The organism is Oceanicoccus sagamiensis, from assembly GCF_002117105.1.
GTDB classification, from domain to species: Bacteria; Pseudomonadota; Gammaproteobacteria; order Pseudomonadales; family Dasaniaceae; genus Oceanicoccus; species Oceanicoccus sagamiensis.
This window is the reverse complement of record NZ_CP019343.1, coordinates 1887561-1900414: the sequence shown is the minus strand read 5'-3', so window position 1 is coordinate 1900414 and position 12854 is coordinate 1887561. Positions and strand designations below refer to the sequence as shown.

Here is a 12854-nt window from a genome sequence, read left to right as displayed (position 1 = left end):
GATGACCACACCGCCCCTGCAAACTGCAACGCCGACGGAAGATCATATTACCGCCATCAACCAGATGTTTACGGAATTTCAGCTCGCCTACCATAATCAATTTCATAAAGCGTTTTCTGATGACCAGAAAATTGTCATGGCAAAGCAGTTATGGGTAAAAACCTTATGCGACCTTAGCCCTGAAAGAATTATCTATGGCACGCGCAAAGCGATTAAAGAATCAGAATATTTACCCACCCTGCATACCATCCGAAAATTTTGCGACCCCAACCCGGAAGAGTTTGGCCTGCCCGATGCTCATAATGCTTATTTGGAAGCTTGCCGCGCTGCCACACCTAAAATCGAACAAAACTGGTCACACCCGATTGTGTATTTAGCAGGCACAGCATCCGACTGGTTTTTTCTTGGCAGCAATAGCGAAGCCAAAGCCTTTCCGGTTTTTAAACGCAATTATGAGATTTTAGTAGGCCGCCTAATGAATGGTGAGCAACTGGATATGCCTATCCATAAAGCGATTCCGGAAACGATTAACCAGCCATTAAGCAATGAGGAGAGAAAAGAACGCCTACAGGCTATGCGGGAAGAGCTGGATATTTAAACCAGACCTTCCGCCGAAGCTTCAATTTTTTCAACGTTACCCTGAAAGTCATGCAGTACTTTTTTAACGGTGTCAGTATCAAGCCCGGTTGCTGCACAAATTTTTTCATGTGCCTGATGCAACAACTCGCCACCTTCCGATAGCACTCTAACAGTATATTCCGTCGCGGCAATTAGCTGCACTAATTCTTTGGATTCACCCTTATAATCAGCATCGGTTAATACACGAATAGAGACGGATAAATAACGGGGCAAATTCCAAAACGCTGCCAACATAGCCCCGGATGAACAGGCATCAACACCCATCACCTGTTTTTCTGCGGCGCAAATTTCCGCAAGACTGGCCAGTTCCAAATCGGTTTGTTGCAACACCTCAGCCATATCTTGCGGCCTACGCTGGACTAATAACAGTGTGCCAATATTGTGCAGCAAACCTAACAAGTAGGCATCTGAAGGATTGGCACAGTCGCTAGCCTTAGCCAGCTCTGAGGCTAACTGTCCGGTTGCCAACGCATTAATCCAATATTTTTTTAATGAAAAAGCTTGGCAGCGGCTGGTATCAAAACACTCATTGGCTAACATCGCCAGAGCCAGATTACGCAAGGTATCGGCACCAAACACTCTAACGATCGCTTCTTTAATGCTGCCAATTTTTATCACGCCATACATGGCACTATTGGCCAGCGCTAATAACTTTGCCGTTAGAGCCGGATCTTTTTCAACCACCAGACCCAACTCTTCCATTTCAAAATTATTTTCATTGATTAATTTTAAAATTTGGTTGGCTGCCATTGGCAAAATAGGCAGTTGCTCATTATCCAGAATATCAATTTCCTGAACGCCACTTTGCTGATAGTCATCCTGAAAACGCGAAGCGGTAACACCCTGCCATTTTTTAAAGGCGCGATCAAAAGCGGCGCGTTCGGAAAAGCCCAGATAGTAAGAGACCTGTTCAACGGTTTTACCTTCGGCCAATAAACGGATAGCGCGGGTGCTTTTATAATTGGCTAATAAATCCCGAAAGGAAATGTCATATTCCGCTAACTGCCTGGCCAGAGTGCGCTCACCTAAATGCAAGGCCTCGGCAATACTGCCCAAACTTACCTTGCCCAAATTTTCTGACTTGGCCAGCATTAATTGAATCTGGTCAATAATCGTTTGCTCGGCATTGAGCGCGCGTAAAACAATATCCAGCTCTTTACGAAACACTTTACATAACGAAGAGTTGGCACTGGGTAAAGGGCGGTCCAGCAATTCTACCGCACCGTAGATGCGCACGGTCTTACTATTAAATTCAATATTGGGGGTATGCGCACTGTCGATATAGCGCTCGGCATAATCACCGCCGTCGCCATAAACAGCAACCCTTGTTGGCTCAAAAAGGCCCTGGGTACTGTGGCGAATTAAATTGATCGCACCGGCCAGTAAAATATCGGCCCGCACCACCGGAATACTCTCATCATCAGAAGGAGGATAAAGCTCCAGAAAAAATTCATTGCCCGCCTGAGACCAACGGGGCTGGTGTAAACCTTGCGAAATAACCGGATAGTAGTAACAAAAGCTATCCAGCATATCCCTGACGGTGGCGGAAGAAATCATCAAAAAGGAGAGCGATCCATAGCAGCCCACGGGGAGGTTGGCACCAATACTTAAACCGATATCGGCATAGCCCCGTTCCTGAGATAAATCCTTAAGCAGTGACACCATTTGGCCCACAGCCAGCCGCTCGCTCTCCTCAGCAATTCGTTCGCTGGGAGGCAAGTGATGTTTTTCCTGTAACTGTGCAATCAGATCCGGCTGGTCAGCAAACAGTTCGTAAACCGGGCGCAGTATTTGAGCGCTGCGGTTACTGGCTATATCGGCTGAGGACATTCAGGTTCCTAAGTAGTATTGAGCCAAATGGGTACAAGCCAAAGTAGGCGGCAAGCAGTCTACCGAATTAGGCCCCGGATTGCTCCCTGATTCTTTAAGGGTACTCTATCCATAGCTTTTATGCTGATAATCGCTACAATAAGCGGCCTATTCCTAGCATAGACAGATATATAGCAATCACCATGTCCGATTCAGATTCCAACAGTACCCATTTTGGCTTTAAGACTGTAGAAAGCACCCAAAAGGCCGGAATGGTAGCCGGTGTATTCCACTCTGTAGCCGCCAAATATGATGTGATGAACGACCTGATGTCGGCGGGTATCCACCGTATCTGGAAGCGATTTACCCTTGAAATCTCCGGCGTGCGCCCAGGACATCAGGTTTTGGATATTGCCGGAGGAACGGGGGATTTAGCAGCAAAGTTCAGTAAGATCGTAGGAGCTGAGGGCCGCGTGGTACTGGCGGATATCAATGATTCCATGCTTAAAGTCGGCCGCGATAAGCTGACCGATCTGGGACTGGTGAGCAATATTGAATATGCTCAGGCCAATGCCGAAGCCCTGCCCTTTCCGGATAATACCTTTGACTGTATTACCATCGCCTTTGGCCTGCGCAATGTCACCGATAAAGATAAGGCTCTGCGCTCCATGCTGCGGGTGCTTAAACCCGGTGGCCGGCTATTAGTACTGGAGTTCTCCAAGCCGGAAAATGAGCTGCTAAGCAAAGTCTACGATAACTATTCCTTTAATCTGCTGCCCAAAATCGGCAAGCTGGTGGCGGATGATGAAGAGAGCTACCGCTATCTGGCGGAAAGTATCCGTATGCACCCCGATCAGGACACCCTGAAAGCCATGATGGAAGATGCCGGCTTTGCCCGCTGTGAATACCATAATATGACCGGAGGGATTGTCGCCGTGCATAAAGGCTTAAAAGCATGAGTGCACAAGCCAAGGTAGTTAGCACAACCCTGCATACCGCGGCTATTGGCGCGCTGGAAGCGGCGATAAATGCCGCCCTGAAACTCGACCCCTCCACCCTGAATAAATTGGCTGAGCTGCAAGACCATGTGTTTTTACTGCATTGCAGTTCGCCGGAGCTAAGCCTTTATCTGATTCCCGGCAATGGCGACATTCGTCTCTGCGGTTTTTATGATGGCACCGCCGATACCGCCTTAACCGGTAGCTTTAACGAATTTACCAAGTTGGCAACGTCAGCCGATCCCGCCAGCGCCTTAATTAATGGTGAACTGGAACTTCACGGTGATAGCCAGGCACTCATCAGCCTGCAAAAAATTCTTAAGCAACTCGATATAGATTGGGAAGCCCCTTTAGCCTCTATTTTTGGCGATGTGATTGGCCATCAACTGGGCCGAAATATTCGTCAGGGTTTTCGCTTTGGCTTACAGGCCTTACAAGGCATTAAGCGACAAGTGGACGAATATATTGTTGAAGAGAGCGACCTGGTACCGCCGCGCTGGCAGGTGGATCATTTTCTAAACGATATTGACCAGCTTGCTATGCGTACCGACCGACTTAACGCGCAAATTCAAAAACTTAAACAGCGTTTAAACCCTCAAGGATAATCGTGTCTCGTACCCAACGACTTAGTAAAATTGCCAGTGTTGCCCTCCGTTATCGGCTGGACACCTTTGTCGATGCCGATCAATTACCTTCCGGGCTAAGCACGCTATTTGCTATCGCCCCCTGGCGTTTATTGCCTGCCCCGAAACAATCTCGCGGCGAGCGTTTACGTTTATCGCTGGAAGCCCTGGGCCCGGTCTTTGTTAAATTTGGGCAAATGCTCTCTACCCGTCGCGATTTATTGGCGGATGATCTGATTGATGAGCTGGCAAAGCTACAGGACCAAGTACCACCATTCCCGTCGCAAGATGCCATAGATATTATCGAAACCGCACTGGAAAAACCGGTGAATGAACTGTTTGCCGAATTTGAACCAGAGCCCATGGCCTCAGCCTCCGTCGCTCAAGTGCATGCAGCCACTTTGCATAGCGGCGAAGACGTCGTTGTTAAAGTGATTCGTCCCGGCATTGATAAAACCATTCGCCAGGATATTAAGCTGCTTTTTAGTATCGCGAAATTCATTGAAAAGTATTTGCCCGATGGCCGCCGCTTACGTCCCACCGAAGTGGTAGAGGATTACCAGCACACCATTCTCGACGAATTAGACCTACAACATGAAGGGGCCAATACCGCCCAACTGCGCCGCAACTTTGAACACTCGGATATGCTCTATGTGCCGGAAGTGCACTGGGACTATACCAACCATAAAGTGCTGACCATGGAGCGCATTCACGGTATTCCGGTTACCGACGTAAAAGCACTGGAAGCCCAAAACACCAATATGAAATTATTGGCCGAGCGCGGCGTTGAAATCTTTTTTACCCAGGTACTGCGCGATAGCTTCTTTCATGCGGATATGCACCCAGGCAATATTTTTGTTTCACGAAAGCATCCTGAGACACCGCAGTATATCGGTATCGACTGCGCCATTATTGGCTCACTGAGCGACTCCGACCAGTACTATATCGCCAGAAATTTATTAGCGATGTTCCAGCGGGATTACCGCTTAGTGGCTGAGCTGCATGTGGAGTGTGGCTGGGTTCCGCCCCATACCAAAGTCAATGAATTTGAATCAGCCATCCGCAGCGCCTGTGAGCCCATCTTTGAAAAGCCCATTGCAGAAATCTCCTTTGGCCAATTATTAATCTATCTGTTTCAAACCGCCCGCCGCTTTGAAATGGAAGTGCAGCCCTCTTTAATTCTGCTGCAAAAAACCATGCTCAATATCGAAGGTCTGGGCCGTGAACTCTACCCCCAACTTAACCTCTGGGATACTGCCCAACCCTTTTTGGAGCAATGGCTGAAAGACCGCTATGCCCCCAGCGGTATCTATAAACGGCTGAGCAAACATGTGCCCGGCTGGCTGGAGCAATTACCTCAGCTGCCTCAGGCGGTGCTGGATAGCTTGCAGCAAGCCAAACAATTGCAGGCCAGCAACGAGCAACAGCAGCTACAAATCCAGCAATTAGAACAACAGCTGCAAAGCGACCGCCGCCGAAGCAATACGCTGGCTGTGGTTGTGCTGCTGGCGCTGGCCGCCGTTAGCCCTTTGTTCTCCGGTGGCGGGATCTCCGATGCCTTATTCGACCTCAATGATGTATCGACCTCAGCCTGGGCGCTAGCCGCGATTGCCGCTGTACTATGGCTGCGACGCTAAACCTTCTATGGCATAATGCCCCCACTCAAGCACGCTAAGGCGATAGCCACCCATGACCGAAAGCACCACAACCGATATGACCCGGCAATTTCTAGAGCAAGTCCGCTGGACCAGTGACGGTCTGGTGCCGGCTATCGCCCAGGATGCCGAAACCAATGATATCCTGATGTTTGCCTGGATGAACCGGGAATCACTGGCCTTAACGGTACAGGAACAGCGGGCCATCTACTGGTCACGGTCACGGCAAAAGCTCTGGCGCAAAGGCGAAGAGTCGGGACATGTGCAGTCCATCAAGGAAATCCGTATTGATTGCGACGAAGATGTGATTATTCTAAAGGTGGAGCAAATTGGCGGCATTGCCTGCCATACCGGCCGGCGCAGCTGCTTTTATCGACGTCTGGAGAACAATGTCTGGCAGACAGTCGAAAAGGTTATTAAAGACCCTAGCGATATTTATTCAAAGTAAGTACCGTAAACCCAACATAAGAAGCAATTATGAGCGACGTACTAAAAACATTGGCAGACCTGCTGGAACAGCGCAAACAAAACGCTGATCCCGAATCCTCCTATGTGGCCAGTCTGCACCATAAAGGCTTAAATAAGATTTTAGAAAAAGTGGGCGAAGAGGCGAACGAAGCCATTATCGCCGCCAAAGATGCCGAGCATAGCGGCGACAATAAAGATGTGATCTATGAAACCGCCGACCTGTGGTTTCACTCACTGGTGATGTTGTCACACCTCGGCGAAGACAGTGATGCGGTTTTAGACGAACTGGCCCGCCGTTTTGGTCTATCCGGCATCGACGAAAAAGCATCAAGAAACAAATAACTTTATTACAGAATACTCGGAGAACAGTTATGGGAATCGGTGGAATCAGCATTTGGCAATTATTGATTATTTTGGCCATTGTCGTGATGCTATTTGGCACCAAACGCCTGCGCAATATGGGCGGTGATTTAGGTGAAGCTATTAAAGGTTTTAAAAACAGCATGAGCGATGACAAAAAAGACGAGTCTGATGAAAGCCTCGACAATATCGACGCCAAAGCTGAAAAAGCCGACGAAGAAAAGTCATAGCCCACCTCTGCTAATTAGTTATTAATCTATGTTCGATATTGGTTTTCTGGAACTACTGCTAATCGGTATTCTGTCCCTGCTTATTATGGGGCCGGAACGCCTGCCCGGCGCTGTGCGTAGTGCGACTTTGTTTATCTCTCGCATACGCCGTAGCTTTAACCAGATTAAATCTGAAATTGAACGGGAAGTGGGTGCAGACGAAATCAAACAGCAAATCCATAATGAAACCATTATGGAAAGCCTGGCCAAAACCAAAAGCGACCTGCAAGACAGCTTTCAAGAAACCGCCGCAGAACTCAAACCCGATCTCGATAAACTGCAATATGATGTAGAAGATATTATCAGTGCAGACGAGAACAAATCGACTGACGATAAGCCTCAAACATGAGCGACAGCCAAAACCCTCAAGAAGACGATCAGGCCCAACCGCTGGTCACCCACCTGACCGAACTGCGTGACCGCCTACTGCGCAGTGTGTTAACGATATTGTTTGTTTTCTTATGCCTATTCTACTTCGCCAACGATATTTACTATTTTGTCTCTGAGCCGCTGCGCTCCCTGCTGCCGGAAGGCACCAGTATGATTGCGACTGAAGTCGCATCTCCGTTTTTAACACCCTTTAAATTAACCCTGGTCGCTTCAATTGTTGTGGCGATGCCAATGATTCTCTATCAAGTGTGGGGCTTTATCGCACCGGGCATGTATCAATCAGAAAAACGCGTTGCGATTCCCCTCTTAATCTCCAGCATTTTACTTTTCTATGCCGGCCTGGCCTTTGCCTATTATGTGGTTTTCCCTCTGGTATTCGGTTTCTTTAGTGGCGTTGGCCCAGAAGGGGTTAGCTATACACCGGATATCGCGCGCTTTCTGGATATTACTTTAAAACTGTTCTTTGCCTTTGGTATCGCCTTTGAAATTCCGATTGCTACGCTGTTATTAATTTGGGCCGGCATTACTACGCCGCAAGCACTGGCAGAGAAGCGCCCCTATATCGTGGTGGGGTGTTTTATATTTGGCATGTTGTTAACGCCACCGGATATTATTTCCCAAGCACTATTAGCCATTCCTATGTGGATGTTATTTGAGGTTGGTGTTTTCTTTGGGCGCTTTATTGGCACCAAAAAAATGGGGCCGGTGGAGGGGTAGATAAGCCTCCACCTTTTACAAAATCTCTTACAAATTCTCCTCGGCAAACTCCGCAAGCCTCGACCGCTCAATCCCGCTCACATGCATAATCCCGGCATGCTCAAAATCCTTACTCTTCTCAACCAGATAAGTTAACCCTGAAGTTACCGGCGTAATATATTTATTATCAATCTGCGCCAAATTACCCAGCACCACAATTTTAGAATTAACCCCTACCCGAGTAATAATCGACTTTAGCTGAAACTGGGTTAAGCCCTGGCATTCATCAATAATAATATACGCATTATTAAAGGAACGGCCCCGCATAAAGTTCAGCGACTTAAACTGAATATTGGCTCGCTCTTTAATATAATCAATACTGCCATAGGGTGATTCATCATGGCCATGCAACACTTCCAGATTGTCTTCAAAGGCCGCCAGCCATGGCGCCATTTTTTCTTCTTCTGTGCCCGGTAAAAATCCAATATCCTCTGCAATCGGCGGCGTATTACGCGCCACAATTAATTTGTCATAACGCTTCTCTTCCATAATCGCATGCAGGCCATAAGCCAAAGCAATCAGCGTCTTGCCTGAACCCGCAGGCCCCGTTAATGCGGTCATATCAATATCGTCACACTGCACTAGAAAAAAAGCCATGGCCTGCTCAATATTACGCGGAGTCAACCCCCATAACTGTTGTGACATTAACCGGTCGCGGCTAAGTTGCTGAATATGGATAGAGTCGTTGTCCACCTCACGTACCAGCCCCACAAAATCGCCGTCGTCGCAGACGAACATCTGCGGATAGGCTTCTGGTAAAATAGCGCGGTCAATCACATGCATGGTGGCCTTGCCCTTCTGCACCGATTTCACCGTCTCCACCCTATCCCAAAAATCCCCCTCCAACGTTTCATAGCCTTTGGACATCAGTTCGATATCTTCTATCACTCGATCTTTGCGATAGTCTTCTACATTTTCTAAGCCGGAACCCTTGGCCTTGAGACGCATATTGATATCTTTGGTGACCAGGCAGACATATTTACCGTCATTATGAGTTTGCAGATGCAGGGCTACATTGATAATCCGGTTGTCATTGGCCTGCTGGGGGGAGCCATCGAGATAGGGAGCTTCATTATCATGACTGATCAGTTGATCAGGAAAGATGGCCAGACAACCGGTGACACTACCGCCTTTGGCGTCGACAATATCCACACCCTCTTGTATCGCCTTGGGGGAGGCGTCGCTTAATACAGCATCGATGGCATTAATGGCTATTCTGGCTTCGCGGCTAACATCCTTATCTTTTCTGTCTTTGATGGTATCCAGTTCCTCCAATACGGTCATGGGGATAACGATTTTATGCTCTTTAAAGGCATAGAGCGCCATGGGGTCATGCAGTAGCACATTGGTATCAAGGACAAATATTTTTTCCATCGATAAAGCTCCGGTCTTTGTTATTAAAGGTATTAATAAGAGGAGTACAGCAGGTTAACAGCCGCTGACAGAGCGGCCGAACAAGGCATAGATAAGCAAGGTGTAAGAAGTAGTGACTCGGGTGAGTCAAAAGAGTGCATTGTGTTGTGAGGTATGGTTGGTGACCCCTCACAAGCACCCTGCGAAATTGCAGTAATCGCAAAAGAAGCAATGGCAGAACCCATAGCCGGTGCATGTGCCTCGATTATTAAAAGATGCCAGGATATTGTCAACCTATTACTGGCCCAGCGCGGCCAATTAGCCACAAATGTTCAGTAATTAAACGATTCAGCCGGCGATTAAGCGGCCGACAGCTAGATCAACCATCCGAATAACAAGCCCCCTTAAACTATTGGCCTAATAAGGCTATTGAATGGCCATATCGACTGACTTTTATGCAAATATCAGCTAGTCTATGCCTCCCAAACAAAGAGGTGGTGTTATAGCGCCCCTCACTATTAGAAAAGCTCGTGGTACACATTAGTATGTTAGACAAGGACACCCTCTCCCAGCTTAAACAGCTCAAACAAAATATTGAAGACAGCAAAGAATACGCTGTAGGCATTGTTAAAGGCACACAAAGAAAATTTGGGTTTGTAATTTTAGATGACGGCCGGGAAATTTTTATTAACCCTGATGAAATGCAAAAAGTATTTCCCGGGGATACAGTCAAAATTCTGATTACCACCCAGCAAGAAAATAAAGATGCCAAAGCCAAAGTCAGCGGTACTTTAGAAAAATTAATTAACTCACCACTAAAAGAATTTACCGGCCGTTATATTGTTAAGGGCAAAGGGCATTTTGTTGAGCCGGATGTGCCCAATTTAAATCGCTGGATTTTTATCCCACCGCAAGCCCGCAAAGATGCCAAGCCCAACGATTTTATCCGTTGCAGAATTAACCGCCACCCCTACCCTCAAGCCAAGCCCCAGGCCAAAATTACTGAGGTGATAGGCGCTGCGGATAAAACCGGCATTGAAGGCGACTATGTTGTTAGCAAATTTCAACTGGAACCCGCCTGGCCCGATAAATGGCAAGAGTCATTATTAGAGGTTGACACCAACGGTCGTGAAGATTTAACCCTGCTACCCTTTGTGACTATTGATGCTGCCAGCACTATGGATATGGATGATGCCTTGTTTGTACAAAGCACTGAACAGGGTTGGCAACTACAGGTGGCTATTGCCGACCCCAGCGCAAGAATTGCTGTGGATTCCGAACTCGATAAGCTGGCGCGCCAGCGTGCAACCTCGACCTATATGCCGGGCCGTCCTGTGCCTATGTTGCCAGAAGAACTGGCTAATCATTTATGCTCCTTAACACCGAATACCGCCAGGCCAGCCTTAGTTTGCCAAATGGAGATTGACCAACAGGGCAAGCTATCCAGCTATAAGATTATTGAAGCGATGGTTAGCTCTAAAGCTAAACTAAGCTATCAGGATGTTTCTGCCTTTTTAGATCAGAATGGTGAAGATGACAGCCTGACTGATTGCCATAACAACAAAGCAACACTGCTTACCTTAAAAGCAGTGTCTGCCGCTCTATTAAGTCAAAGACAAGAACATAACCTGGTGATCCCTAATCGACAGGAATACCGTTTAGTGCTTAATTCACAGCGTAAAATTGATCATATAGAACCGGTTCAAAAATCCAGCGCCCATCAATTAATTGAAGAATGCATGATTGCCGCCAATTGTTGTGCTGCTGATATGCTAGATGGCCAGGGAATTTTTATTAGCCACCCTGGCTTTCGCAGTGAGCGTTTAGCGGATGTGAAAAAATTGGCAGAAGAACAATTATCATTAACAAATACTGATTTCTCAACACCTGCTGGCTATCAGCAATTAATGAAAAGTATTGATGATGACAAGCTGGCGTTTCCCTTGCGACAAGTATTAAGTCGCTTGCTGGAGCGCAGCCGCTTAAGCACTGATGTCTTACCCCATTACGGAATGGGTTTGGACAAATATACGACCTTTACTTCACCGATTAGAAAATACAGTGATTTAACGGTTCATCGTTTACTGAAAAGTAAAATCAAACCGCGTGAAACCGTTGCGGTAAAACCGCAAGATCTGGCTATTATTCAGCAGGGGCAAGATCATTCTCGTCAGGCTCGCTATCAAATGGAGCAATGGCTAAAATGCCAGTTTATGCAGCCCTTTATTGGTCAAACGTTTATGGGCACTATTTCCCAGATTAACAGCAATGGCTTTACAGTTAGATTGGATGAGCATTTAATTGAAGGGTTTGTTGAAACGCGGTTGCTGGAAGAGAAATACAGCTTTGACCCCATGCGTTTGCGTTTAACCAGCAAATCACAAACCATTGAATTAAATCAGCCTATTGAAGTAACCGTTAAAGAAGTCGATAACAACGCGCGCAGCATTCGTTATACCTTGCCTGCACCCGCTGCCAATCAAGATGATAAAAAAGCTGCCGCTGAAGCGGTTAATTAACCCGCTTGCTGACGACGGAAGGCGCGCATCTCTTCTTTGCGTTTAAGGCGCTGAAGGTGCAAGGTCAAATCCATTTTGCATGAGCTACAGGCTGTAGCAAAAGCTTGTTCATGACCACAGCGAGGGCAGGTAATTTCGGTGGGAGTTTGTACGCTGGTTTCAACGCTTGTCCCAGCACTTATCTCAATATTGCTACTAACGACAGGCGCTTCCACCGTCGCAGTTTCATCAACTGTCTGCACAGCTTGCTCTTCAACGGCTTTGCTACGGGCGACTTTTACCGCAGCAATAGCACCGGCTTTGGCCAGAGCCGCACGAAGCTTTAATGCCTGGCCTTTTTCTACACCACGACGAATAGCCACCGGCTTGCCAGCAAAGAGCTTCTCTACTTTGGCATCATCCAATTTAAATAATTTGCCAACATTCCCTTTCACCTGGCTTAGCTCAAATCCCTCAGCAATTTTTCCAGTCACAACAACGCTATAGGATTCAGATGGGGATGCTTCGGACATGGGATACCTCTTAATTAGCTGTTTCTAGATTCTGTATAACGGAAAGCGGCACATGATACCGAGGCAAGGGGAAATAACAATAGGTGAAAGTACGACTAATGTCGCAAGCTAAATGGTTAAATTAAGCAATATGGGGGAATAAAACGGCTAGTAAACAACAACTTAGCGATGTAGCGGGTAACGGCTGCCTGAGCGATTAGAGGCTATAACAGCCTGCTGCTGGTCTAAACCACGCTTAACCTGACCAACGGTTGCGATCATTTCATCGACACCCATAGCGCGAAGGAACTCACTGATATCACGGCGGGAAGCTTCGAATAATGAAGGCTCAATCTGGCCCAGAATCTCAACAATCAGCGATTCTGTCTCATCCAACATGGAATCAGCATCAAAAATAAGCTTGGTGAAAACGTCCACAATAGACATTTCATCAACCGCTCCAGTTTCTTTTTTATCCAGCGCCATAATCACTACCTCTACCTCTTACCTCTTTGCGGGCAAGT

The 12854-nt window shown here is 47.2% G+C and carries 14 protein-coding genes; 10 read left to right on the top strand and 4 right to left on the bottom strand.

The annotated features are described in order from the left end of the window. Position 1: 1 nt before the first annotated feature. Positions 2 to 598, top strand: coding sequence for a replication protein P (locus BST96_RS08745; RefSeq protein WP_085758336.1), 597 nt, complete (start codon positions 2 to 4; stop codon positions 596 to 598). Here BST96_RS08745 and BST96_RS08740 read toward each other — a convergent pair. Next, on the bottom strand, positions 595 to 2469 hold the full coding sequence (locus BST96_RS08740) for an HDOD domain-containing protein (protein WP_085758335.1): 1875 nt from the start codon (positions 2467 to 2469) through the stop codon (positions 595 to 597). The genes BST96_RS08745 and BST96_RS08740 overlap by 4 nt on opposite strands. 182 nt (positions 2470 to 2651) lie before the next feature. On the opposite strand from BST96_RS08740, the gene ubiE reads away from it, so the two are divergent. The 8 genes from ubiE to tatC are packed head-to-tail and all read left to right on the top strand — an operon-like array spanning position 2652 to position 7928. Next, the gene (gene ubiE, locus BST96_RS08735; protein ID WP_085758334.1) at positions 2652 to 3407 is read left to right on the top strand and encodes a bifunctional demethylmenaquinone methyltransferase/2-methoxy-6-polyprenyl-1,4-benzoquinol methylase UbiE; all 756 of its coding nucleotides are present in this window, start codon (positions 2652 to 2654) and stop codon (positions 3405 to 3407) included. After that, on the top strand, positions 3404 to 4051 hold the full coding sequence (locus BST96_RS08730; protein WP_085758333.1) for a ubiquinone biosynthesis accessory factor UbiJ: 648 nt from the start codon (positions 3404 to 3406) through the stop codon (positions 4049 to 4051). The genes ubiE and BST96_RS08730 overlap by 4 nt, the downstream gene beginning before the upstream one ends. Before the next feature lie 2 nt (positions 4052 to 4053). Next, positions 4054 to 5706 carry a ubiquinone biosynthesis regulatory protein kinase UbiB gene (gene ubiB, locus BST96_RS08725; protein ID WP_085758332.1) on the top strand — a complete coding sequence of 551 codons (1653 nt, stop codon included), beginning with the start codon at positions 4054 to 4056 and terminating at the stop codon, positions 5704 to 5706. Between the two features lie 52 nt (positions 5707 to 5758). Next, positions 5759 to 6172, top strand: a complete 414-nt coding sequence (gene hisI / locus BST96_RS08720) for a phosphoribosyl-AMP cyclohydrolase (protein WP_085758331.1) — start codon at positions 5759 to 5761, stop codon at positions 6170 to 6172. 29 nt (positions 6173 to 6201) lie between these two features. Beyond that, positions 6202 to 6534: a phosphoribosyl-ATP diphosphatase gene (locus tag BST96_RS08715; RefSeq protein WP_085758330.1), complete on the top strand. Its 333-nt coding sequence runs from the start codon at positions 6202 to 6204 to the stop codon at positions 6532 to 6534. A gap of 29 nt (positions 6535 to 6563) precedes the next feature. Beyond that, positions 6564 to 6782 carry a twin-arginine translocase TatA/TatE family subunit gene (gene tatA / locus BST96_RS08710; RefSeq protein WP_085758329.1) on the top strand — a complete coding sequence of 73 codons (219 nt, stop codon included), beginning with the start codon at positions 6564 to 6566 and terminating at the stop codon, positions 6780 to 6782. Between the two features lie 28 nt (positions 6783 to 6810). Next, complete coding sequence (gene tatB, locus BST96_RS08705) at positions 6811 to 7170, top strand: Sec-independent protein translocase protein TatB (RefSeq protein ID WP_085758328.1); 360 nt, start codon at positions 6811 to 6813, stop codon at positions 7168 to 7170. Beyond that, on the top strand, positions 7167 to 7928 hold the full coding sequence (gene tatC, locus BST96_RS08700) for a twin-arginine translocase subunit TatC (RefSeq protein ID WP_085758327.1): 762 nt from the start codon (positions 7167 to 7169) through the stop codon (positions 7926 to 7928). The genes tatB and tatC overlap by 4 nt, the downstream gene beginning before the upstream one ends. A 27-nt stretch (positions 7929 to 7955) precedes the next feature. On the opposite strand, the gene BST96_RS08695 is transcribed toward tatC, so the two are convergent. Then, entirely contained in the window at positions 7956 to 9341 is a 1386-nt protein-coding gene (locus tag BST96_RS08695) for a PhoH family protein (RefSeq protein WP_085758326.1), read from the bottom strand. Between the two features lie 524 nt (positions 9342 to 9865). Between BST96_RS08695 and BST96_RS08690 the strand changes: the two genes are divergently transcribed. After that, positions 9866 to 11839, top strand: coding sequence for a ribonuclease R family protein (locus BST96_RS08690; RefSeq protein ID WP_085758325.1), 1974 nt, complete (start codon positions 9866 to 9868; stop codon positions 11837 to 11839). On the opposite strand, the gene BST96_RS08685 is transcribed toward BST96_RS08690, so the two are convergent. After that, a complete protein-coding gene (locus BST96_RS08685; RefSeq protein WP_085758324.1) occupies positions 11836 to 12351 on the bottom strand; it encodes a hypothetical protein in 516 nt (171 codons plus the stop codon). The genes BST96_RS08690 and BST96_RS08685 overlap by 4 nt on opposite strands. A 162-nt stretch (positions 12352 to 12513) precedes the next feature. Next, entirely contained in the window at positions 12514 to 12816 is a 303-nt protein-coding gene (locus BST96_RS08680; RefSeq protein WP_085758323.1) for a hypothetical protein, read from the bottom strand. Positions 12817 to 12854 lie beyond the last annotated feature (38 nt).